The organism is Pedobacter ginsengisoli, assembly GCF_030244015.1.
Taxonomy (GTDB): Bacteria; Bacteroidota; Bacteroidia; order Sphingobacteriales; family Sphingobacteriaceae; genus Pedobacter; species Pedobacter ginsengisoli.
Map to the genome: position 1 here is coordinate 168,197 of NZ_JASSYX010000002.1, position 23,439 is coordinate 191,635.

The 23,439-nt window shown below is 45.5% G+C and carries 17 protein-coding genes and 2 tRNA genes; 13 read left to right on the forward strand and 6 right to left on the reverse strand.

Translation table 11 applies throughout. The features are described from left to right. Positions 1 to 39: 39 nt before the first annotated feature. Together QEP08_RS07925 and QEP08_RS07930 are read right to left on the reverse strand one after the other, a co-directional pair. The gene (locus tag QEP08_RS07925) at positions 40 to 1,101 is read right to left on the reverse strand and encodes a glycoside hydrolase family 43 protein (RefSeq protein WP_285057135.1); all 1,062 of its coding nucleotides are present in this window, start codon (positions 1,099 to 1,101) and stop codon (positions 40 to 42) included. Between the two features lie 22 nt (positions 1,102 to 1,123). After that, positions 1,124 to 1,462, reverse strand: coding sequence for a cupin domain-containing protein (locus QEP08_RS07930; protein WP_285057137.1), 339 nt, complete (start codon positions 1,460 to 1,462; stop codon positions 1,124 to 1,126). A gap of 276 nt (positions 1,463 to 1,738) precedes the next feature. On the opposite strand from QEP08_RS07930, the gene QEP08_RS07935 reads away from it, so the two are divergent. From QEP08_RS07935 to QEP08_RS07970, 8 genes are all read left to right on the forward strand, one after another. Continuing rightward, a tRNA-Val gene (locus QEP08_RS07935) sits at positions 1,739 to 1,813 on the forward strand. 106 nt (positions 1,814 to 1,919) lie between these two features. Then, complete coding sequence (locus QEP08_RS07940) at positions 1,920 to 4,613, forward strand: glycoside hydrolase family 78 protein (protein ID WP_285057138.1); 2,694 nt, start codon at positions 1,920 to 1,922, stop codon at positions 4,611 to 4,613. Positions 4,614 to 4,648: 35 nt separating this feature from the next. Further along, a complete protein-coding gene (locus tag QEP08_RS07945) occupies positions 4,649 to 7,309 on the forward strand; it encodes a glycoside hydrolase family 78 protein (RefSeq protein ID WP_285057140.1) in 2,661 nt (886 codons plus the stop codon). 98 nt (positions 7,310 to 7,407) lie between these two features. Beyond that, positions 7,408 to 8,439 carry a GntR family transcriptional regulator gene (locus QEP08_RS07950; protein WP_285057142.1) on the forward strand — a complete coding sequence of 344 codons (1,032 nt, stop codon included), beginning with the start codon at positions 7,408 to 7,410 and terminating at the stop codon, positions 8,437 to 8,439. A gap of 99 nt (positions 8,440 to 8,538) precedes the next feature. After that, positions 8,539 to 9,633 (forward strand): L-rhamnose/proton symporter RhaT, encoded by a 1,095-nt coding sequence (gene rhaT / locus QEP08_RS07955; RefSeq protein ID WP_285057143.1) that lies wholly within the window; start codon positions 8,539 to 8,541, stop codon positions 9,631 to 9,633. Positions 9,634 to 9,659: 26 nt separating this feature from the next. Beyond that, entirely contained in the window at positions 9,660 to 11,780 is a 2,121-nt protein-coding gene (locus QEP08_RS07960; protein WP_285057144.1) for a bifunctional aldolase/short-chain dehydrogenase, read from the forward strand. 13 nt (positions 11,781 to 11,793) lie between these two features. Then, positions 11,794 to 13,068, forward strand: a complete 1,275-nt coding sequence (locus tag QEP08_RS07965) for a sugar isomerase (protein WP_285057146.1) — start codon at positions 11,794 to 11,796, stop codon at positions 13,066 to 13,068. Between the two features lie 16 nt (positions 13,069 to 13,084). After that, the gene (locus QEP08_RS07970; RefSeq protein WP_285057147.1) at positions 13,085 to 14,449 is read left to right on the forward strand and encodes an FGGY-family carbohydrate kinase; all 1,365 of its coding nucleotides are present in this window, start codon (positions 13,085 to 13,087) and stop codon (positions 14,447 to 14,449) included. 23 nt (positions 14,450 to 14,472) lie between these two features. Here the strand turns inward: QEP08_RS07970 and QEP08_RS07975 are convergent, their stop codons facing one another. Both QEP08_RS07975 and QEP08_RS07980 read right to left on the reverse strand, forming a co-directional pair. Beyond that, a complete protein-coding gene (locus QEP08_RS07975; protein WP_285057149.1) occupies positions 14,473 to 15,411 on the reverse strand; it encodes an EamA family transporter in 939 nt (312 codons plus the stop codon). A 74-nt stretch (positions 15,412 to 15,485) separates the two neighbouring features. Beyond that, on the reverse strand, positions 15,486 to 16,508 hold the full coding sequence (locus QEP08_RS07980; RefSeq protein WP_285057150.1) for a basic secretory protein-like protein: 1,023 nt from the start codon (positions 16,506 to 16,508) through the stop codon (positions 15,486 to 15,488). Positions 16,509 to 16,608: 100 nt separating this feature from the next. Between QEP08_RS07980 and QEP08_RS07985 the strand changes: the two genes are divergently transcribed. The 5 genes from QEP08_RS07985 (at position 16,609) to QEP08_RS08005 (ending at position 21,998) form a co-directional block, all read left to right on the forward strand. Next, on the forward strand, positions 16,609 to 17,196 hold the full coding sequence (locus QEP08_RS07985; RefSeq protein WP_285057152.1) for a Crp/Fnr family transcriptional regulator: 588 nt from the start codon (positions 16,609 to 16,611) through the stop codon (positions 17,194 to 17,196). 77 nt (positions 17,197 to 17,273) lie between these two features. After that, positions 17,274 to 17,753, forward strand: a complete 480-nt coding sequence (locus QEP08_RS07990) for a DoxX family protein (RefSeq protein ID WP_285057154.1) — start codon at positions 17,274 to 17,276, stop codon at positions 17,751 to 17,753. Then, positions 17,750 to 18,850: an oxidoreductase gene (locus QEP08_RS07995; protein WP_285057155.1), complete on the forward strand. Its 1,101-nt coding sequence runs from the start codon at positions 17,750 to 17,752 to the stop codon at positions 18,848 to 18,850. Before QEP08_RS07990 ends, QEP08_RS07995 begins: the two co-directional genes overlap by 4 nt. Positions 18,851 to 18,911: 61 nt before the next feature. Beyond that, positions 18,912 to 20,279, forward strand: coding sequence for a sulfatase-like hydrolase/transferase (locus QEP08_RS08000; protein WP_285057156.1), 1,368 nt, complete (start codon positions 18,912 to 18,914; stop codon positions 20,277 to 20,279). 21 nt (positions 20,280 to 20,300) lie between these two features. Continuing rightward, the gene (locus QEP08_RS08005) at positions 20,301 to 21,998 is read left to right on the forward strand and encodes an arylsulfatase (RefSeq protein ID WP_285057157.1); all 1,698 of its coding nucleotides are present in this window, start codon (positions 20,301 to 20,303) and stop codon (positions 21,996 to 21,998) included. A gap of 251 nt (positions 21,999 to 22,249) precedes the next feature. On the opposite strand, the gene QEP08_RS08010 is transcribed toward QEP08_RS08005, so the two are convergent. Together QEP08_RS08010 and QEP08_RS08015 are read right to left on the reverse strand one after the other, a co-directional pair. Further along, positions 22,250 to 22,321 (reverse strand) — tRNA-Arg (locus QEP08_RS08010). A 73-nt stretch (positions 22,322 to 22,394) separates the two neighbouring features. Continuing rightward, the gene (locus QEP08_RS08015) at positions 22,395 to 23,291 is read right to left on the reverse strand and encodes an aldo/keto reductase (protein ID WP_285057158.1); all 897 of its coding nucleotides are present in this window, start codon (positions 23,289 to 23,291) and stop codon (positions 22,395 to 22,397) included. Between the last annotated feature and the right edge of the window lie 148 nt (positions 23,292 to 23,439).

Below are 23,439 nucleotides of genomic sequence, written 5' to 3' on the forward strand. Positions count from 1 at the left end.
TTTGAATGAAAATGGCCGGTTATTGCAACCGGCCATTTTTTATTTATCACCAGGATAAGCTGCCCGCAGGGCCTTAGCTTCCGCTGCTGTTAGCTTTGAAATACTGCCATGCCTTGCATCAGGGGGCATACTGATGTCCTTTTCTATAGTCCAGTGCCTCAAGTCAGGTGATGACGAAATACCGTAGCGGTCTACCATTGGATAATCATACAGCAATAACCACCCTGGCTTGACAGGGTCCTTCATCACACTTGGGCCTTCGGTAATCACCGGGGCGATCTGGCCGCTATTCAGTGGCCCCTCATAGATCTTGTAAGGCCCTTCTATATTTTTAGATGTTGCCAGTCTGATTCCCCTGCGTTCACCCGTTTTAACACCAAATTCTTCTTCCTTGTGAAAAAGATAGTACATTTTTTTGTGCTGAATCAGCGTCCCGTCTATTACAGAATAAGGTGGCGCAAACAATACTTTGGCTGTAGTAAAGGTTTTCCAGTCACTTGTTTTGCAATACCAAAGCCTGCTTTTTTTCCATCCCGCATCTTCAAACGAAGATGACCAGAAGAGTGTATATTCTTTGCTGGCTTCATCGTAAAAGAATTCAGGAGCCCATATGTTACGTACCAAATCACCAGAGTCATTCCGTACATCTTTCATTAAGTGCAGAAAGTTTTCCACTTGCCAGTGGATTAAGTCTTTGGATGTAGCATAAAGACAGCTCGGACCAAATTTCCTGCGGTCTTCTTTACTGCTGCCGCCACCTGTCGCTATCAATCGCCACAACCCGTCTGGACCGCGGTGAATGAACTGGTCACGCATAAACTGGTTCCATATCGGTTTATTGCCATTTAATGGCGTCCAGTGACGGCCGTCTGTTGATAAAGCAATGTGCAGTTGTGCGGCCAGCATGGGATCGGGCAGAGGAACTTCAACGGTTTCTCCTTTGGCATTGATCTCGATACGTGTAGGATAACGCTGACGGAAGTAGGTCAGCATCCACGTTACTTTGTCATCATCTTTAGATTGCGCCCGGGTAGATTTTAAAGGAGCGATCAGAGAAATAAGTAGAGAAAATCTTATGATAAACAGGAGTTTTATCTTCATATTGCGGTTTCATTATGGGTTTTTAAAAATCAATCCTCACGGTTTCCATATCCGCCAGCTCAAAGGTGATGTTAACAGAACGTTCCGTAACTGGCCTGGTTCTGTGAACGGTACCCATTGGTACAGTATACATCTGGCCCTGAGACAATTCAAGAGTAGTGTTTAGAAGATCCAGTGCTATAACACCTTCGAGTACCATGAATGTTTCGTCAGAATTGGGATGCTGGTGCCAGTAAAAAGGCTCTGTCATAACACTGAGCCGGATGAGGTGATTATTAGTTCTGTCCAGGATCATATTCGTGTATTTTCCGGAAGCTGAGGCAGTCAATTTTAGTGTGTCAATGATATTTTGTGCGTGCATAAACAAGGAGTTGTTTGATGAATAGGATTCAGAATAGATCGATATGCCTGGTGCTAAAATAACCATTTTTCCTTTAAAATTTCCAAAAGAACCATCCAGACCTAGCCACAGGAGACTTGTTCACCAGCAAGTTCGCGCCGCTCCATGAAAGGGAAGAAGCGTATGTCAAGGCCTTTGGATAGAAGTATTTGACGGATTGATTTGGGTGAGAGAAAAAATATTCTCAACTTACTTGTTCAATGAGGCAACAAAATTGTATTATTGCGGAAAATTAAAGGGGACTTAGCTCAGTTGGTTTAGAGCATTACCTCGACAAGGTAAGGGTCATCGGTTCGAGCCCGATAGTTCCCACTTAAAAATCTTTTGATTTTTCCTGCAACCAGGGCGCCAGCAGGACAGTACATGATGGCCGTTTGAAAAATATTGCGGATACTAGTAGCATCCGAATATAAGACATATGAACATTATTTCTACTAAATGCTTTTTGCTTAGTGCATTACTCACCCTGAACCTTACTGTATTTGCTCAAAAGATCAGTCTGACTGACCTTGAAGTTGAACATTTGAACAATCCTTTGTCGGTAGAGACATCTGCGCCCAGGATGAGCTGGAAAATTAATGCGACAGCGAAAGAGACAAAGCAAGCTTCTTATGAAATACGTGTAGGCACAGATAAAAATGAAGTGTCAAAGGGAAAGAACATTTTCTGGAAAAGTGCAAAAAACACAGATCAGTCTGTGCTGATTGCTTATGATGGCCCTGCATTGGAGTCGAAGAAGCGCTATTACTGGCAGGTGAGAATAAAAGATAACCATGGCAACACCTCTCCCTGGAGTGCAGTGCAATATTGGCAAACCAGTTTAAAGCCTGCTGACTGGACCGCCAAATGGATCACCGTATCAGGCAAAGATACTTCTGCCAGAAGTCCGCTGTTCAGAAAGGAATTTTCCCTGAAAAAACCGTTTAAGTCTGCCATGGCTTACATCACTGCAAAGGGCTTGTATGAAGCCAATATCAACGGTCAGCGTGTAAGCGACACCTATTTTGCACCGGGTTGGACAAGTTATAAGAATCACCTGCAGTACCAGGTATATGATGTGACTGCTGCTTTAAAAAGCGGTGTCAATGCGCTGGGTGTTACACTTGGAAACGGCTGGTATAAAGGAAGGATCGGTTTCAACAATCAGAAGAACTTTTATGGGGATACCCGCGGACTGCTGATGCAGATAGAAGTGGAATATAACGATGGTACAAAGGAAACGATAAACACAGATGAAAGCTGGAAATATGCTTACGGCCCTATTATGGCTTCAGACATTTATGACGGTGAGACCTATGATGCCAGGATGGAAAAAGCAGGCTGGGCCAATACAAGATATAAAGAAGACGCTTCATGGACAGGGGTAGGGATGATGGAAAAAGGGCCTGAACGGTTGGTGGCGATGAGTGGGCCACCGGTCAGGAAACGCGAACAGTTTAAAGCGCTTAAAATTTTCAAAACTCCTGCCGGTGAAACAGTTGTTGATTTTGGACAGAACCTGGTTGGCTGGGTAATGCTCAAAGCAAAAGGTGCTGCAGGAACAAAGATTACGCTGAGCCACGCCGAGGTACTGACCAAAGAAGGCAATTTTTATACTGTGAACCTGAGATCGGCAAAGGCACAGGATATTTATATCTTAAAGGAGAATACAGAACAGATTTTTGAACCGCACTTTACTTTTCAGGGATTCAGGTATGTGAAGGTGGAGGGTTATCCGGGTGAACTGAAGCCTGAGGACCTGACAGCAGTGGCCCTCTATTCAGATATGGAGGTAACCGGTAAGTTTTCGACTTCCAATGCGCTGTTAAATCAACTGCAGCACAACATCCAGTGGGGACAAAAAGGAAATTTTGTGGATGTGCCGACGGATTGTCCGCAACGTGACGAGCGCCTGGGCTGGACTGGTGATGCTCAGGCCTTTGCCAATACGGCAGCGTACAACATGAATGTGGCCGGATTTTTCACCAAGTGGCTGAAGGATGTAGCGGCAGATCAGCAGCCTAATGGTCTGATCCCGCATGTGATCCCGAATGTGCTGGGCCCGAATGATGGTGCTTCCGCCGGATGGGCGGATGTATCGACCATTATTCCCTGGGATATGTACGTTGCTTATGGAGACCGGAGAATACTGGAAACTCAATATGAGAGCATGAAAAAGTGGGTGGGCTATATTTCATCTGTGGCAAAGGATAACTTATGGAATTCAGGCGGCCATTTTGGCGACTGGCTTTTTTACCGCCCTGATGATGATAACGATGGCAGGGCTGCGGTAACCGATAAGTACCTCATCGCACAGACTTTTTATGCGCATTCTACCCAGCTGGTGATCAATGCTGCAAAGGTATTGGGCAAACAGGAAGATGCAGACCGTTATGCGAAACTGCTGGCCGATATCAAAGCGGCTTTTGTGAAGGAATACCTGACACCGAGCGGCAGACTGGTTTCCGGAACGCAGACTGCTTATGTACTGGCACTGAATTTTGATATGCTCCCTGAGGCTTTAAGGGCTTCATCAGCGGAGCGCCTGGTAGCAAATATTCAAAATTACGGAAATCACCTGACGACCGGGTTTTTGGGAACACCTTATTTGTGTCATGTCCTGACACGGTATGACCACAATGATGTGGCTTATAAATTACTTATGCAGGAGAGCTACCCTTCATGGTTGTATCCTGTGAAAATGGGCGCAACTACGATATGGGAAAGATGGGATGGTATCAAACCAAACGGATCTTTCCAGACACCTGACATGAACTCTTATAACCACTATGCTTATGGTGCTATAGGCGACTGGATGTACCGCAATATGGCGGGGATCAATGGAGATGAATCTGCACCGGGATACAAGAAAATTACGATCAGGCCTAAACCGGGTGCCGGCATAACCAGCGTTGCCGGTGAACTGGATACACCGTATGGTTTGCTGAAATCTTCATGGAAGATAGAAAACGGCATATTTAAGCTGGACGTACTGGTCCCTGCAAACACGACTGCAACGGTAATATTACCTGCTGCGGAGTTAAAAGATGGTAAAGAAACCAGCAATAAGTCAGAAATTGGTTCGGGTGTTTATCATTTTGAATGCAGGATGGCACAGGTTGCCGCGAAGTAGCTCAAAAATTAATATTGCAGAACACACGACGAAATATGAGATATAATTATTTGCTGATGCTTTTACTTGCATTGCCATTTACCCAAAAGGTATATGGTTTTGCAGCAGTTAAACCCGCGGGTTTGCAATGTGAACATTTGGAGCGCCCTTTGGGCATAGATGCGGCAAGTCCCAGGCTATCCTGGATGATGACCGATGAACGCCAGGCGGCAAAGCAGACCGCTTACCGTGTGATAGTTGGCAAGGATTCGCTGGCTGTAGCCGGGAAAAAAGGTCTGGTTTGGGATTCTGGAAAACAGAACTCTTCTTTGAGCCTTGTGACTTATAAAGGAAAAGCACTGGAGGCTTTTACCAGGTATTACTGGCTGGTAGAGGTATGGGACAAGGACGGTAAGCCCTCCTCGTCAATATCCAGTTTTGAGACCGGGATGATGACCATGGCAAACTGGAAAGGTGCCTGGATCAGCGATGGTACGGATGTGAAGACCAAGCCTGCTCCTTACTTCAGGAAAGTATTTCCTGCGGCTAAAAAAATAAAATCCGCCAGGGCGTATATCGCCTGTGGCGGCCTGTATGAATTGTACCTGAACGGCAAAAAGGTTGGTAATCACCGGATGGATCCGATGTACACGAGGTATGACAGGAGGACACTTTATGTGACCTATGATGTCACATCGCAGCTGCAAAACGGCAAAAACGCTGTAGGTGTACTGCTGGGTAATGGCTGGTACAACCATCAGTCTACTGCAGTATGGGATTTTCATAAAGCACCCTGGAGGAACAGGCCAACTTTCTGTCTGGACATTAGAATCAGCTATGCTGATGGTACCGTAGAAACGGTGTCCACAGACCGCGACTGGAAGACAACTTTGAGCCCGGTGATTTTCAACAGTATTTATACCGCCGAACATTATGATGCGCGTCTGGAGCAGTTTGGCTGGAACATCGTGAACTTTGATGATACGAAGTGGAAAAATGCCAGTTTGAGAACTGCGCCGTCCGGCAACGTGGTCGCCCAGGTCATGCATCCGGTTAGAAACGTAGAAAGTATACCAGCCATAAGCATGAATAAGATCAATGATACGGCGTATGTATTTGATTTGGGAAGAAATATTTCGGGTGTAAGCCAGATCACTGTGAAAGGTGAAGCAGGTACTGTAATCCGGTTAAAACATGCAGAGCGTTTATATAAGAACGGCCGTGCAGATATGTCCAATATTGATCAGCACTACAGGCCGACTGATGATACTGATCCATTTCAGGTAGACATCGTTACTTTGAGCGGACGGGGTGAGGAGTCTTTTATGCCGCATTTCAACTATAAAGGTTTTCAGTATGTCGAGGTGACCAGCAGCAAGCCGGTGCAGCTGACCAAAGAAAGTCTGACAGGTTATTTCATGCACAGTGATGTTCCGGTAGCAGGCCGGATTAAATCGTCTAACCCTACACTGGACAAAATCTGGTTTGCGGCAAACAATTCTTATTTGTCCAATTTGTTTGGCTATCCGACAGATTGTCCGCAAAGGGAAAAGAATGGCTGGACGGGTGATGCGCATATTGCTGTGGAAACAGGTCTTTATAGTTTTGACGGCATTACCATTTATGAAAAATGGATGGGCGACCACAGGGATGAGCAGCAGCCAAACGGTGTTTTGCCATCTATAATCCCTACTGATGGCTGGGGTTATGATTGGGGCAACGGACCCGACTGGACGAGTACCATCGCGCTTATCCCCTGGAATATCTATCTGTACTATGGGGATGACCAGATCTTAAGGAACAATTTTCCAAATATGAAGCGCTATGTGGACCACATCACTGACATCAGCCCATCCGGACTGACCACATGGGGTTTGGGAGATTGGGTTCCGGTAAGTGATAAGCCGCCGGTGGAGTTCACTTCTTCGGTCTATTATTACGCAGATGCGGTGATCCTGGCAAAAACTGCTAAACTCCTCGGTAAAACCGAGGATCATCAGAAATATACGGCGCTGGCTGCAAAGATAAAAGCTGCTTTTAATGCCAGATTTTTAAACACGGCAACCGGCATTTATGGAGACGGAAGACAGACGGAACTGTGTATGCCTCTGTACTGGGGTTTGGTTCCTGACGACATGAAAACTAAGGTGGCCGGTAATCTTGCTGAAAAAGTGGAGGCCGGCAACAATCACCTCGACGTGGGTTTATTAGGTACGAAGGCGATCTTAAACGCTTTAAGCGAAAACGGTTATGCCGATCTGGCTTACAAAGTAGCTGCACAGGAGACCTATCCTTCATGGGGCTGGTGGATTGTGAACGGTGCTACGACTTTATATGAAAACTGGCGAATTGATGCTAAAAATGATATTTCCTTAAACCACATCATGTTTGGAGAGGTGGGCGCGTGGTTATATAAAGGGTTGGGCGGGATCAGGACAGACGAACAGCAACCGGGTTTTAAGAATGTACTGCTGAAACCAAATTTTGTAAGTGGACTGGATCATTTTGAGGCCAGGCATGATGGTCCTTACGGAGCCATTATTTCTTCCTGGACAAGAACAGGCAATAAAGTGGTTTATGAGGTAACGATTCCGGCCAATTCATCGGCTACAGTGTATTTTCCTTTGACCGGATCACAAAAAGCTTATAAGGATGGTACGATACTGACGGCAAAAACCCAAATAGCGGCGGGAAAATACAAATTCGAAATAAAATAATGTTCTCAATTATATGTTTAGGTTGCTTATTGCCGGCGGATGGCTCCCGCCGGCAATTTCTACACCTGTCGTTGCCATAAAAATCTGTACTTTTAAACATGAAATCACCTACCTTTTTCGATTTTATACTGATTGCTGAATATTCAGCTACGCCCAAATATCTTCAGCTGTCTAATGCGATCATAAAAGCTGTCGAGCAGGGAAAACTGAAAAAGGAAACCTTGCTTCCTTCGATTAATGAACTGAGTTATAAATTGGAAATATCAAGGGATACCGCCGAAAAAGGATATAAGTACCTGAAAAACATCGGCGTGATCAATTCAGTTCCCGGTAAGGGATACTACATCGCTAATATAGATTTCAAGCGGAAACTGAAGGTATTTCTCCTGTTTAACAAACTGAGTGCACATAAGAAGATTGTTTATGATGCTTTTATTGCCGCTCTTGGTAATGATGTGTCGGTGGATTTCTACATTTACAACAATGACTTTACCTTGTTTAAGCGGTTTCTGACCAACAAAAATGAAGATTATTCACATTATGTGATCATACCGCATTTTATAGAAGGGGAAGAATATGCCCGGGACATCATCAATACCCTGCCAAAGGAAAAGTTGGTTCTGCTGGATAAAAAAATTCCGGGAATAGATGGACAGTATGCGGCGGCATATGAAAATTTTGAGAAAAATATTTATGACGCGCTGGAGCAGGCACGGACTCAATTGAGCAAATATCATACGCTGAAGATCATTTTTCCTAAGGGAAGCTATTTCCCCAAGGAAATTCTGGATGGCTTTCACCGCTTTTGTCAGCAATATGCTTTCTCTCATAAGGTAGTGAGCAACATTACTGAGGAACCGATTAACGAAGGTGAGGTGTTCATCAACCTGATGGAAGATGACCTTGTGATTCTGCTGGAGCGTGTAATCGGCATGAAGTTTAAGATCGGCAGGGACATAGGTGTGATCTCTTATAACGAAACACCGCTGAAAAAGATTATACTGAATGGCATTACGACCATATCAACCGATTTTAGATTTATGGGAACTGTAGCTGCAAACCTCGTTCTGGACAATTCCTGCAGACATATAGAAGTGCCATTTTACTATACCAGGAGAGCTTCCATTTAAAAATCTTATTTTTCTTTGATCTCCCATGATGGTACATGACAGTTTTAAGGAACATCATCTATAAATTAGTCCTTCTAAACCAAATAAAACTCATTTGATATGAATGCAATCTTAGGTGTAATTTTCCATTTTATCGGCGGTTTTGCGTCCGGTAGTTTCTACATCCCCTATAAGAAAGTGAGAGGCTGGGCCTGGGAAAGTTACTGGATTGTTGGTGGCATTTTTTCATGGCTGATTGTTCCCCCATTGGCAGCGTATTTAACAATTCCGAACTTTGGTGACATCATTGTCAGCACTGATGGAAGAACCTTAAGCCTGGCTTATTTTTTCGGGATATTGTGGGGGATTGGCGGCTTAACTTATGGCCTGGGGGTCCGTTATCTGGGTGTTTCCCTTGGGAGCAGTATAATCCTGGGGCTCTGCATGGTTCTGGGGTCTATATTGCCATCTATTTATTTCGATGTTTTCCCGCAGGCAGGAAAAGATACATTTACCATGTTCCTGCATACTGACTGGGGCAGAATGGTGCTATTGGGATTGCTGGTCTGTGTTCTGGGGATTATTATCTGCGGCAGAGCGGGTATGATGAAAGAAAAGGAGATCAGTACCGGTGTAACGGATCCGCATGGATTGGAAGTTAAAACTGAATATAAGTTTGGCCTGGGCTTATTTGTCGGGATAGTTTCAGGGGTATTAAGTGCCTGTTTTAATTTCGGTATTGAAGCAGGTAAGCCGATGGCCGATGCGGCGAATGCAATATGGAAAGCTGCAAATCCATCGGAGACGGGCAATTTTTTGTTCTCTAATAATGTGACTTATATTATTGTGCTTTGGGGTGGTTTGACCACCAACTTCATTTGGTGCATGATCTTAAACGCAAGGAATAAAACATTCAGCGATTATACGAACAAGTCAACACCATTGTTAAAAAACTATATCTTTTCTGCTTTGGCAGGCACAACCTGGTTCCTGCAATTCTTTTTCTACGGAATGGGGGAGAGCAAAATGGGTAACGGCGCAAGCTCCTGGATATTGCACATGGCATTCATCATTTTAATTGCAAATGTTTGGGGACTGGTACTGAAAGAATGGAAAGGTGTTTCTAAAAGAACTTTAATAACTGTGTTAGTCGGTATCCTTACCATTATTTTGTCAGTACTTATTGTTGGTTACGGCAATTCAATTAAAGGTTAAATTATAAAAAATAAATAAATACTATAATGTCTATCGAAACGAAAAGTTATAATCACGTAAGCTATTTGTGGAATGAAGAGGAGGCGGCAAAACTGGCTGGTGATGAAGTTGCCTTATTGATCTATCGTTCAAATTTACTGGGTGCTGATTTGCGCCTGACCAATTATGGCGGTGGGAATACTTCCTGCAAAGCCATTGCTAAAGATCCGCTGACCGGCGCTGACACTGAGGTAATGTGGGTAAAAGGGTCTGGGGGCGACTTGGGTACCTTAAAGCGAAACGGTCTTGCTGCTTTGTACGTGGACAAGCTTCGCAACTTAAAGAACATCTACAGGGGGCTGGCCTACGAGGATGAAATGGTGGAACTTTTCAACCATTGCATTTACGACCTGCAGTCCAAGGCCCCTTCGATTGACACGCCGCTGCATGGTTTTTTACCATTTAAACATATTGACCACCTTCACCCGGATGCGGCCATCGCCATTGCTGCTGCAAAGGATGGTGAGCAGATTACAAAAGAACTCTTTGGCGGAACCATCGGCTGGGTGCCCTGGCAAAAGCCTGGCTTTGAGCTGGGATTGATGCTGAAGGCTTGCCTGGATGAGAATCCTGGTATCAGGGGGATTATGCTGGGGTCGCACGGTTTATTTACCTGGGGTGATACCGCCTATGAAAGTTACATCAACACGCTGGACGTTATTGAAAAATGCGCGGAATATCTGGAAGCCAACTATGGCAGGAAGGGCCCGGTATTCGGTGGTCAGAAGATAGCGAGTGCAGAATCCACCGTACGTTTGAGTCAAGCTGCGACTATTGCACCGTTATTAAGAGGCTTTTGCTCCAGCGAAAAGCACATGATAGGTCATTTTACCGATGACGCAAGGGTACTTGAGTTCATCAACTCGAATGACCTGGACAGGTTGGCTCCATTGGGTACCAGCTGTCCTGACCACTTCCTGCGCACAAAGATCAGCCCGCTTGTGCTGGACCTGCGACCCGATGAAGACCTGACGGACATGAAGGCCCTCAAAGAAAGACTTGCCCCTGAATTTGAAGCCTATAGAAAGATGTACAGTGAGTATTACAATGCCTGTAAACACGACAATAGTCCTGCAATAAGGGATGCTAATCCGGTGATCATTTTGTATCCGGGGATAGGGATGTTCTCGTTTTCTAAAGATAAACAAACTGCCAGAGTTGCTGCCGAGTTTTATACCAATGCAATCAACGTGATGAAAGGCGCCGAAGCCATATCTGAATATACTTCTTTACCGAGACAGGAAGCATTCAATATCGAATACTGGCTTTTGGAAGAGGCTAAACTGCAAAGGATGCCAAAGCCTAAGCCCCTGACCGGAAAGATTGCTTTGGTGACCGGTAGCGCCGGCGGAATAGGCAAGGCCATAGCCAAACGGTTTGTAGAAGAAGGCGGCGTCGTAGTACTGAACGATATGAATGCAGAAAGGCTTCAGGGTGCTGCAGATGAATTCAGAAGCAGGTACGGCCAGGACAGTTATACCACCGCTGTGCTGAATGTAACCAGCCCGGAACAGATCGGAGCAGCTTTTGATATAGCTGCGCTCGCTTTTGGAGGGATTGATATAGTAGTGAACAATGCTGGTCTTTCCATTTCGAAAACAATAGCGGACCATACGGAGCAAGACTGGGATCTGCTGTATGATGTGCTGGTAAAAGGCCAGTTCTTTGTCACGCAAGCGGCCGCTGCGGTCATGCAGAAACAGGGTACCGGGGGCGATGTCCTGAATATCGTGAGTAAAAATGCGCTGGTCAGCGGCCCGAATAATGCTGGATATGGCAGCGCGAAAGCAGCCCAGTTGCACCTGAGCAGGTTGAATGCAGCAGAACTGGGTGCCGATGGTATCCGGGTCAATGTAGTTAATCCTGATGCAGTGATCAGTGACAGTAATATCTGGGCAGGCGGATGGGCAGAAGGCCGTGCGAAAGCCTATGGGATAACCGTTGCAGAGTTGCCTGCGTATTACGCAAAACGTACTTTGCTGAACGAAGTAATTTTACCTGATGATATTGCCAATGCATGCTTTGCTTTTGTAGGCGGTTTGCTGAATAAATCTACAGGTAATGTGTTGAACGTGGACGGAGGAGTAGCACCTGCCTTTGTCCGTTAAAACTTATTGAAACATGAAAATAGAAAACTATCATATCAAATCGTTGAACAGCGAGCAACTCACCAAACACAACAGCAGGCTTTCTTTTGTGAAATCGGAAGTAAACGATGCGGAAGCGATCATTCAAAAACTGGTAGATTTCCAGATTGCCATACCAAGCTGGGCATTGGGTACAGGTGGTACACGTTTTGGCCGTTTCTCTTCTGGAGGTGAGCCCCGCAACATTGAAGAAAAAATTGAAGACATTGGCTTATTGCATAGATTAAACGGATCAAGTGGTGCCGTTTCCCTGCACATTCCCTGGGATACCGTAGAAAACACTGCCGGAATAAAAGCACTCGCTGCACAACATGGGCTGCGCTTTGACGCGATGAACTCCAATACCTTTCAGGATCAGCCGGACCAGGCAAAGAGCTATAAATTTGGTTCGCTGCAGCATGTCGACAAAGCGGTAAGGAAGCAAGCTGTTGACCATAATATTGAAGTGATTCGCCAGGGCGTAGAACTTGGATCAAAAGCATTGACGGTTTGGCTTTCGGACGGCTCCTGCTTTCCAGGGCAGCTAAATTTCAGAAAGGCCTTCCAAAATACACTGGAAGGTTTGAGAGAAATCTATGCCGCATTGCCTGCAGACTGGAAGGTATTTGTCGAGTACAAAGCCTTTGAACCTAATTTTTATTCAACAACGGTGGGTGATTGGGGCCAATCTTTACTGTATGCCTCTAAACTCGGGCCTAAGGCCTTTACACTGGTAGATCTGGGTCACCACCTGCCGAACGCAAATATAGAGCAGATTGTTTCCTTATTGCTCATGGAAGAAAAGCTGGGCGGTTTCCACTTTAACGACTCCAAATATGGTGATGATGACCTCACCGCAGGCAGCATGAAACCATATCAGCTGTTTCTCATTTTTAATGAGCTGGTAGAAGGAATGGACGCCAGAGGCATGAACCATCGCGAAGATCTGGGATGGATGATCGATGCTTCACACAATGTGAAAGATCCGCTGGAAGATCTGCTGCAATCTGTAGAAGCCATTATGATCGCCTATGCGCAGGCGCTGTCTGTAGACAGGGTAGCATTGCAGGAAGCGCAGGCTGTTAATGACGTGGTGCGTGCCCAGGAGATTTTACAAAATGCTTTCCGGACAGATCTTCGGGCGCTGGTTGCAGAGGCCCGTTTGCGTTCAGGTGCCGCCTTATCGCCGATCGATGTGTATAGAAAATATAATGTGAGAGAGGAACTGATTAAAAACAGAGGAGCTAAGACAGTGGCAACGGGACTCTAGTTTAATGGGATTGGAAATGAAAAGAACTCCGGTTATAGCGGTTTTTGATGTAGGTAAAACAAATAAGAAGCTGTTTCTTTTTGATGAACGTTATAAGATCGTTTTTGAAAAATCGGCAAGGTTTATCGAAACACTGGATGAAGACGGTGATGCCTGCGAGAACCTGGAGAGCCTGAGGCTGTCGGTTTTTGATTCACTTCGCGAAGTATTTAAGAACACGGAGTTTGAGATCAGGGCAATTAACTTTGCGACTTACGGAGCAAGTTTTGTGTATATCGATGAAGATGGAAAACCGTTGGCACCGTTGTACAATTACCTGAAGGAATATCCGGAGGAATTAAAGAATAAGTTCTACAGTGATTATGGGGGCGAGGAAGTCTTTTCAAACCTGACTGCTTCCCCTGTTCTGGGCAGCCTGAATTCAGGAATGCAGATTTACCGGATCAAACACGAAAAACCGGAATTGTTTAAGCAAATTAAGTATGCACTTCATTTGCCGCAGTATTTGAGTTGCCTGATTTCAGGGGAAGCTTATTCGGATATCACAAGTATTGGCTGCCATACCAATCTCTGGGATTTCAGTAAGAACAGGTACCATGAATGGGTGGAGAAAGAAGGCATTTTAGAAAAACTGGCACCTATTGTACCTTCGGACAGTGTAATGCCGGCTGCCTTTCCAGGCAACAATTATGGTGTGGGTGCTGGCCTGCACGACAGTTCAGCTGCGCTGATACCTTACCTGGTGAGTTTTAGCGAGCCATTCATATTGCTGTCAACCGGAACCTGGTGCATCAGTTTAAACCCTTTCAACTCCTCGCCGCTAACGGCGGAAGAGCTGAAGAATGATTGTCTCTGCTATTTGCAGTATGAGGGTAAACCGGTGAAGGCTTCACGCTTGTTTACAGGTTATGAACATGAGCAGCAAGTGAAAAGGATTGCTGCGCATTTTGGTACTGATGTGATCAGCTATCGCTCTGTATCTTACGAGGCAGCTTTAATTGAAGAGCTGGAAAGAAGGAACGACGGCCTGGTTGATGGGGCTTCATTTGCCGGCAGAGACCTTAATGAATATTCTTCAGACACCCTGGCCTATCATCAATTGATTCTTGATCTGGTGAACCAGCAGTATGTTTCTACAAATATGGTACTCAGCGGAACTAATGTAAAGCGGATATTTGTGGATGGTGGTTTTAGTAAGAATGCTATATTCATGAATCTGCTTGCACGGGCATTTCCTGAACTGGAAGTTTTTGCCGCCTACATGGCCCAGGCCACCGCTGTAGGAGCAGCACTGGCCATTCATAAATCATGGAATACCCAGGCATTGCCCAATGATATTGTCGACCTCAAATACTACGCGATCGCTCAAAAACAACATTAAGCAAGCCTGCTGCTTTGTTTGTTTTAAGCGGCAGGCGCTTTTTTATATTTCGAAAGGTTGATGAGCAGGACACTACCGAGAATGACCACCAAACCGGTAATCTGTGTAGCACTGATCACTTCATCCGCAAAAAATACTGCCAGCAATACCGCGACCACGGGATTCACATAAGCATAGGTGCTGACCTGGGTGGCGGGCCTGACCTGCAGCAGCCAAACATAAGCACTGAAAGCCAGTATGGAGCCAAACCCGATCAGATAGGAAACAGACCACCAGGCACTGGCAGGTACATCCTGAAAGCGGAACTGGCTCAGTTCTCCTGAAATGATACTGGCCGGGAGGAAAAAGAGCCCGGCGATGAGCATTTGCCATCCTGTAGACACAGCTGCGCTGGTGTTTGTACCAGGGTGATATTTGGAATACAGTGAACCGCCTGCCCAGCCGATTGGTCCTATAACCAGCAGGGCCATGCCCAATATAGTTCTTTTGTCTTGCCCCACTTCAAAACCAGAGAGTTGCTCCCAGAACAAAAGGATGACGCCAAGGAAACCGATGATCAGCCCGGCTACAGTAAATTTGTTGCTGAAGTTCTGTTTCCAGAGTTTTTTGTCCAGGATGACAAACCAGATGGCCGCAGAGGAGACCATGATCGCCACCAATCCGCTGGTCATAAACTGTTCGACCCAGATGACGATCCCGTTGCCCACACCAAGCATCAATACCCCGCTGATCCCGGCACTCCACAGGTTTCTCCGGTCAAAGATGGCTGTGCCGCTAAGCTTGCACCATCCCAGCAGAAGCAAACCCGCCACAATAAAGCGAAAGGTGCCTAAAAAGAAGGGCGGAAAGCCCTGAAGTGCTCTCGCTATGAAAAAATAAGTTGAGCCCCATACCGCATAAACTATGAGAAAGGCCAGGACAACAAGTAAAATAGAAGATGCTTTTTTCTGATCAGAGGGCATGATTTTTTTTCAACAAATGAACATTTATTGTAGAAAAATCATGTCATCAAAATGTTATATAACATTTCTATTACTTATTTCGCTGACCCGCTGTATTTAAGCTTTACTGCAGGGGATTTGGAATAAGCCAGCCAAAGTTCATCAACAGTTTTCCCGGTCAGGTTTGCCCAGGACTGTTCTGTATACTCATGCTTTCTCAGCTGATCGTCCAGGGTCGCAATGAGGCCTTTTTTAACATTTTGCTCCAGCCATTCAAAAAAGCGGGCAGTGATGCGGTAGCTGTTTTTATAGCTCTGTGATTCTTTAAACTCCGGCAGCGCCCATTTGGAGCCAATGTTGTCTACTCCAAATTTATAACGGACATAGTCGGCAATTCCTTCTGTAAGCCATACCGGTCCGGATCCATAACCATATCCCTGCACGATGTGCATGGTTTCGTGGGTCACTACGTCAATGTCTGTAGGGTGTGATTTCATATAAGCGGCACTAAAGAGGATTCTGTTGCCGCTGGCCTCAGCTACTCCTTTGTAGGCGGTGTCTACCACAAAAAGTACATTTCTGGTAGAACTGTCATTGAACATTTTAACAAGTTTAGGATAGATCTTGAAATAGGTCCTGATCAGGTTTTCTTTGACAGCCGGATCAAATTCAGGGGCTTTACTGATGAAGACCAGCTGGTATTTGCCTTTCTTAATGGTATCGGCTGAAACCCAGTTTTTAGAGAACTGGGACATCAGTGCCTTTTCCAGTTTATCCGGATTGTTTTTTAACCAGTTGCTATTGATGATGATTTCACCTGCCTTAGCACTAATAGCCCCCTCAAATTTATCGGATACTTCCAGTGTGACTTCGCGTTTGGTACGGTATCCGTCTGCCTGCGCAAATGCCGGATAAACCTTGTTAAACACGGTTTTTAATACCCCGTTTGCACTGGTGTCTACTGCTGTGCCGGAATTGTTGATGATGCTGAGCTGAAAGGGCCTTGGACCCCGTCTTTGCCGGGCAGGAGGATTGGTTTGGGCTGGTACTGTCTGCTGTGCGGCAACTTCTCCTGCAAGTGCTAAAAGCAACGCTGGTATCAAAAATATTCGGGCCATAATATCGGTGAGTTTATTCGGGATAAAGATATTTCATATCCGTCAATGATGATGTAAAAAAGCGGTGACTTGGCTATATTTACCTTATGAACCACAAAAGATGAGCGCGGAATTGCTTGAACATATTCATGCACATGCAGATATAGACCAGGATGAGGCGGAAATCATTCTGCGGGCATTCAAGTCAAAAACTATTCACAAGCATGAACATATCCTGTCGCCGGGTGAAATCTGCAGACATGAAACCTTTATCATCAGCGGGTGCTTCAAAATGTCCTATGTGGACAGCCAGGGTGCAGAGCATGTAGCCAGCTTTGGTGTGGAGAACTGGTATATCAGTGATTTTTACAGCTTTTTAAGTGAAAAACCTTCTATCTATACCATAACCGCCCTGGAGGATAGCCAGATTCTCCAGATCTTTAAACCTGATCTTGATCGTTTGCTCAATACCATCAGGGGAATGGAAAGGTATTACAGAATTTTGTTTCAGAATGCATTTGTCTCCCTGCAATCCAGGACCATGGAACAGATCAGCGCTACCGCAGAGGAGCGGTACAGTACTTTTCTAAAGCGCTATCCGGGATTTCAAAACCGCGTGCCTCAGTACCTGATTGCCTCTTATCTGGGTATTAGTCCGCAATTCCTCAGTAAGATCAGAAGACGAGCAGCACACCGAAAGCAGATTTAAGCCGCTCTGTTTTATTAACCTGGTTTCATGAGATTAAGATTTTAAGCCTGGAACTTTGTGGTATAAAAACACAGGTTATGCTTAATAAAATCACAAAGAACAAATTGCGGGCTGCTGAAGATTACTCAGCACTGATCATCCGTCTGACTTTAGGTTTAATATTATGGGCTCATGGTGCCCAGAAATTGCTGGGCATATATGGCGGCCACGGATTTGGTAACACCATGAATTATTTTACAGAGACAGTGCATCTGCCGGCACTGATCGGGTTTCTGGTCATCGTGATGGAATTCTTTGGTTCTATAGCCATTGTACTGGGGTTGGGAACCAGGATACTGAGCTTAGTGGTCATTATGCTGTTCACTGGTATCATCATTACCCATCACTGGCAGGCCGGGTTTTTCATGGACTGGTTTGGGGCAAACCCTCCTGGTTTTGAAGGCTTTGAGTTTGACTTGCTGATGATGGGCATGGCGCTGTCACTGGTAATCAGTGGCGGTGGTAAATATGCCGCAGATCATTTTTTTGGAAAACCTAATACAAGACCGGAACTATGAAACATCAAATTTTCTCTTCATTAAATCAAGGTAAATTAAATTTAGAAAACAGGCTGGCGGTAGCACCAATGACCCGCAATAGTGCCGAAACATCTGGTGAGCCAAATGACCTGATGGCCGCTTACTATGAAAACTTTGCAATAGGTGGTTTCGGGATGATCATCTCGGAAGGCACCTATACCGATGACCATTTCAGTCGCTGCAACCCAAATCAACCGGGTATTGTAAATAAAGGCCAGGTCAGCGCGTGGAAAAAAATCACATACCGTGTAAAAAAACATGGTGCACTTTTCATCTGTCAGCTTATGCATGCCGGATCCCTTTCAGAAATGCTGGAGCAGACCATTTCTGCGTCACCCTTTCAGCCTCAGGGAGAACGAAATACAGGCTCTGGCGGAAAGCCCGGGCCTTATCCGGTACCATTGGAAATGAGCAATGAAGACCTGGAGAAAACAACAGAAGGGTTTGTGCTTGCGGCACAGCATGCGAAAGAAGCCGGGTTTGACGGTGTGGAAATCCATGCCGCCAATGGTTATCTCCTGGATCAGTTCCTCACGGGCTACAGCAACTTCCGGACAGACAATTACGGCGGTCGGATGGCCAATAGATTCCGACTGATCGCAGCCATTATTGATGGGATCCGGGAAAGGACAGGCGCTGATTTTATCATCGGCCTGCGCCTATCAGAAAGCAAGGTCAACAATCTTCCTTACCGTTTGCCCGGTGGACCCCAAACAGCAACTGAAATCCTTGAGGAAGCAGCAAAAACGCAGCTTGACTATATACACATTGCAGCAGAAGGTGGCAATTGGGCAAGAGAATGTCTTTATGAGGATGGATCCTCCTTCAGCGGGATCGCCAGGCAGATTACCGGGCTTCCGGTGATTGCAAACGGTGGAATGCATGATCTTCATAAAGCAGAACAGCTTCTGAGCGAAGGTCATGGTGATATCCTGGCACTGGGAAGAGCCGCCCTGGCGGACCCGTCATGGCCTAATAAGATCCTGGCAGGTGAAAAGCCTCTGGCTTTTCACAAATCGATGATTCAGCCATATCTGACGATCCGGCACAGTAATTCAGTAATCAGTTCGTTGTAAGCCCGTTATTTCTTATATTTATTTTGGTATTGTTCTTTAAAGACCGATCATCCCTGATAATATGAAGAAACTTGTATTAAGCCTCCTGCTGTTGTATTGTATACTGATTCCGTTGCTCGTCATTTCCCAGACCAGGCAGCCCAATGTGATCATCATACTGACGGATGATATGGGGTATAGTGACGTCTCTGCATTTGGTGGCAACTTCGTGCCCACACCAAACATCGACCGTTTGGCAAGAAATGGTTTAATGCTTAATCAGTATTACAGCGGTGCGCCCATATGTTCTCCATCCCGGGCAAGTTTGCTGACCGGAATGTATCCAGGCAGGTGGAATTTTAGCACCTATCTTGACAATAGAAAACATAACAGGGAAGCTGAACAGGCTGATTTTCTCAATCCTGATGCGCCTTCCATAGCCCGGATTTTTCAAACCGGGGGTTATGCTACCGCTCATTTTGGTAAATGGCACATGGGTGGCGGCAGGGATGTTAAAGATGCACCCGGGTTTGAAAAGTATGGTTATGATGCGCATGCAAGCACTTATGAGAGTCCGGATCCCGATCCGTTGATTACAGCTACCAACTGGATCTGGTCTGACAAGGACAGCATTAAGCGATGGGGCAGGACAAAGTATTTTGTAGATAAAACGCTTGATTTTATGAAAAGCCGCAAGGGTAAGCCGTGTTTCATCAATTTATGGCCAGATGATGTACATACGCCATGGGTGCCGATGGCCGGAGAAGGATATAACGGAAAATTTCCAATGGGGCCGGAGACTGAAGCCGCATTTAAGCTGGTTTTGAAGGAGCTGGACAAACAGATCGGCCGGCTTATGGCGGGTTTAAAGGAAATAGGAGAGGATAAAAATACCATCATCATTTTCACCAGCGACAATGGCCCTTTGCCAAGTTTCAGAGGCAGCCGTACCGCCAGCTTAAGGGGGTCGAAGCTTTCGCTTTATGAGGGAGGAATAAGAATGCCGTTCCTCATCAGCTGGCCGGGCCACATTCCGGCAGGTAAAACAGATAGCCTTTCTGAAATCAGTGCGATTGACTTGTTGCCGTCATTGGCCAGTATGGCGGGCGTAAAACTTCCTGCAGGCTATAAGGGCGATGGGATTGACAGGAGCAAGGTATTTACAGGGCGCCCTTCTCTACGAAAAAAGAACATGTTTTGGGAGTATGGCAGAAATGATATAGCGTATAAGTACCCGAAAGCTCCGAACCGGAGCCCTAACCTCGCTGTGCGTTCCGGGGAATGGAAGTTACTGATGAACATTGACGGTTCTGATGTGCAACTCTACAATATAATAAAGGACAAAGATGAAACCACCAATGTCAGTACAGAAAACGTTGGGATTGCAAAACAATTAAAATCGGAGCTATCCTCCTGGTGGAAGTCACTCCCATCATTTAAACATTTTTGAAGCATTTTATAATTTAGAAAAATGGGGATTAAAGCACATATAAATAATTTTATCGCAGTCTGTCTTTTAACCGGGCTAACTGTCATAAGCGCTGCAGAAGCAATGGCGCAGAAAAAGAAAAACGAAAAACCAAACATTGTCCTGATTCTGGCAGATGATCTGGGATACTCTGATCTGGGTTGCTACGGCGGAGAGATCAATACACCAAACCTGGACCGTATTGCAAAACAAGGTATGCAATTTACCCAATTCTATAACGTTTCCAGATGCTGCCCCACACGCGCCTCTTTGCTTACAGGTTTATACAACCATGATGCCGGTATCGGAGATATGACCACTCCGCAAAATGACACGGGTTACCGGGGGTATCTGGGCAAAAATACAGTGACCATTGCCGAGGTGCTGAAACAATCGGGATATCATACAGCGATGACCGGTAAATGGCATGTGTCTAATACCATTGTCCAGGGCAATCATGAAGACCAGATGAAATGGTTGAATCACCAGGCCGAGCATCCCCTGTTCTCACCAGCAGATCAATATCCGGTAAGCCGGGGATTTGAGAAATTTTACGGCACGATTTGGGGGGTTATTGATTTCTATGATCCCTTCAGTCTGGTAGAAGGTACCACCCCGGTTAAAAGTGTCCCAAAAAACTATTATCATACGGATGCAATCAACGATAAAGCAGCCGGGTACGTGCGCGAGTTCAGTAAAACTGGCCAGCCGTTCTTCCTCTATATCGCGCACAATGCGCCGCACTGGCCTATTCAGGCACCTGCCGAAGACATAGAAAAATATAAGGATACCTACAAAGCCGGCTGGGATATAATCAGGGAAAACCGTTATAAAAAAATGGTGAGCCTTGGTCTCATTGATCCAGAAAAGGTAAAACTATCTCCCCGTAATCCTTCCCAGATGACATGGGAGGCTAACCCCAATAAAGAATGGGATGCCAGAGCAATGGCGGTTCACGCAGCGATGATTGACCGGATGGACCAGGGAATTGGCCGGGTCATCAAAGCCCTCGAGGAAACGGGTGAGATGGACAATACCATTTTTGTATTTTTAAGCGACAATGGTGCGAGCGCCGAACTTTCAGACAAATACGGACCGGGTTTTGACAGGCCGGGGCAAACCCGCGACGGCCAGAAAATTTCTTATGCAACAGACAAAACTGTGATGCCCGGACCGCAGACTACTTTTTTTTCAATCGGACCGGCCTGGGCAAATGTATCCAATACTCCTTTCAGGCTGTGGAAGTCCCAGTCTCTTGAGGGCGGAGTGCATACGCCGATGATCGTTTCATGGCCTGCCGGCATTAAGGCAAAAGGAAGCAAAACAGCACAGATCGGTCATGTGATGGATTTCATGGCCACATTTATTGATGTGGCAGGAGTCAAATATCCCCGGGAGTACAATGGGAATGCGATTACACCGCTCGAAGGAAAAAGTCTTGCGCCATTATTCGCCGGGAATAAAGCTCCCGGGCACGTGGCTTTATTTAACGAACATGAAGGCAGCAAGTATGTAAGGGTGCAGAATTGGAAGCTTGTAGTAGCAGGGCCGAATAAAAAATGGCAGCTATACGATCTGTCCAGGGATTACAGCGAACTGAATGACCTGGCTGCCCAATACCCGGATAAAGTAAAGGAATTGAGCGAAATGTGGAATGAATGGGCTGTTAAGCACCATGTTTTGCCGAAACCATCCAAATGACAATTCCTTCAGCAAAAAAACGCTATCCCTGGGGTAATGTGGCATCGAGTGACGATCTGCCCAGTGGCTGGAAGGTGAAAAAGGATGCGTAAGTACAGGCTAGTGCGGAAATAGATACCAGTAGTGTCATGACCGGAAAAAATGCATTACGGGTTAATATGGTTATTTAGAAAAAAGGGGTTCCGGATACAAATCCGAACCCCTTTTTTCTAAAAAACTTGTACACCATAATATTTCAGTGTTAAACTATGTGTCCCCGACGAGATTCGAACTCATATCGCTGGTACCGGAAACCAGAATTCTATCCATTGAACTACGGAGACAATGGGATGCAAATATATAAAATGATATGATTGATCTCTATGGCTTTTTCATATTTATGCAGAAGTATGCAATTTATTTAATTTGGTTTTCAACAGAAACATTATACAGGTCATACCAGTCCTGATGATCTAATTGAATGGAAAAAGCATTGACCGCATTTTTTATCCTTTGCTCATTAGTAGTACCGATCAAAGGCAGTGCACCCAGTTTTACCAGCCATGCCACCGCAAGAGACTCAATATCAGCATTATATTTAGTGCTCAGTTCCTCCAGTTTTTCCCTCACTTTAACAGCCTGCTTGTCTGTCCCGGTAGCTATTCTTCCCTCAGCCAGCGGTGCATAGGCCAGAGGCCGCATGTATCGCTGCTTGATATAGTCGATCTGGCCGTTGTCCAGCGCCTGTGTGCTCAGCAGGTTGAGTTCTATATGATTGGTTACAATAGGTTTTGTGAGGTAGGAAGTCAGCAGCTGGTGCTGGAATACAGAGAAATTCGCCACGCCGATGTTCTTGATCTTTCCCGAATCTTTCAGTTTCTCCAGGGTCAGTGCAGTTTCCTCCAGGTTCGATATCGCATCCAGTTTGTCCAGCAAAAAGATATCTATATAATCCGTTCTCAGTTTCTTTAAAGAAGACTCTACACTTTTAGTGATATGGTCAGCTGAAGTATCATAATGCCGGATCCTGATCTCCGGGCTTAGCGGATTGGGAACCTTCAGGCCGCATTTGGTGAAAAGGATTATATCTTCTCTTTTAAAGGCACCTTCACTCAGCAGGTTTCCAAAAAACTCTTCGCATTTATAGGAACCGTAATTATCTCCGTGTTCGAAAGTATTGATCCCCAGTTCCAGACAGAGGTGTACAATTTTCTTTAAGACCGTATCGGCATCTTTAACATCATTCCATCTGTAAAATCCGTAAATAGCAGGAGAAACTTTAGGGCCCACATCCCCCATATATATTTTTTGCATATACTTTTTCTATAACACAAATTTAATCAATTGCCCTCGCTTCAGCAATGTTAATTATTGGTAATCGAAACGTATCTGTATTTGCTTTAGCAAGCCAGCTGATCTTATCATAACAGATCCCGCCGGAATCAAAAAAATTAATCCCGGG

Excerpts from the sequence above, each read along its gene's own strand:
- QEP08_RS07925 (WP_285057135.1), bottom strand. The coding sequence starts at position 1,101 with ATGAAGATAAAACTCCTGTTTATCATAAGATTTTCTCTACTTATTTCT.
- QEP08_RS07930 (WP_285057137.1), bottom strand. The coding sequence starts at position 1,462 with ATGCACGCACAAAATATCATTGACACACTAAAATTGACTGCCTCAGCT.
- QEP08_RS07940 (WP_285057138.1), top strand. The coding sequence starts at position 1,920 with ATGAACATTATTTCTACTAAATGCTTTTTGCTTAGTGCATTACTCACC.
- QEP08_RS07945 (WP_285057140.1), top strand. The coding sequence starts at position 4,649 with ATGAGATATAATTATTTGCTGATGCTTTTACTTGCATTGCCATTTACC.
- QEP08_RS07950 (WP_285057142.1), top strand. The coding sequence starts at position 7,408 with ATGAAATCACCTACCTTTTTCGATTTTATACTGATTGCTGAATATTCA.
- rhaT (WP_285057143.1), top strand. The coding sequence starts at position 8,539 with ATGAATGCAATCTTAGGTGTAATTTTCCATTTTATCGGCGGTTTTGCG.
- QEP08_RS07960 (WP_285057144.1), top strand. The coding sequence starts at position 9,660 with ATGTCTATCGAAACGAAAAGTTATAATCACGTAAGCTATTTGTGGAAT.
- QEP08_RS07965 (WP_285057146.1), top strand. The coding sequence starts at position 11,794 with ATGAAAATAGAAAACTATCATATCAAATCGTTGAACAGCGAGCAACTC.
- QEP08_RS07970 (WP_285057147.1), top strand. The coding sequence starts at position 13,085 with ATGAAAAGAACTCCGGTTATAGCGGTTTTTGATGTAGGTAAAACAAAT.
- QEP08_RS07975 (WP_285057149.1), bottom strand. The coding sequence starts at position 15,411 with ATGCCCTCTGATCAGAAAAAAGCATCTTCTATTTTACTTGTTGTCCTG.
- QEP08_RS07980 (WP_285057150.1), bottom strand. The coding sequence starts at position 16,508 with ATGGCCCGAATATTTTTGATACCAGCGTTGCTTTTAGCACTTGCAGGA.
- QEP08_RS07985 (WP_285057152.1), top strand. The coding sequence starts at position 16,609 with ATGAGCGCGGAATTGCTTGAACATATTCATGCACATGCAGATATAGAC.
- QEP08_RS07990 (WP_285057154.1), top strand. The coding sequence starts at position 17,274 with ATGCTTAATAAAATCACAAAGAACAAATTGCGGGCTGCTGAAGATTAC.
- QEP08_RS07995 (WP_285057155.1), top strand. The coding sequence starts at position 17,750 with ATGAAACATCAAATTTTCTCTTCATTAAATCAAGGTAAATTAAATTTA.
- QEP08_RS08000 (WP_285057156.1), top strand. The coding sequence starts at position 18,912 with ATGAAGAAACTTGTATTAAGCCTCCTGCTGTTGTATTGTATACTGATT.
- QEP08_RS08005 (WP_285057157.1), top strand. The coding sequence starts at position 20,301 with ATGGGGATTAAAGCACATATAAATAATTTTATCGCAGTCTGTCTTTTA.
- QEP08_RS08015 (WP_285057158.1), bottom strand. The coding sequence starts at position 23,291 with ATGCAAAAAATATATATGGGGGATGTGGGCCCTAAAGTTTCTCCTGCT.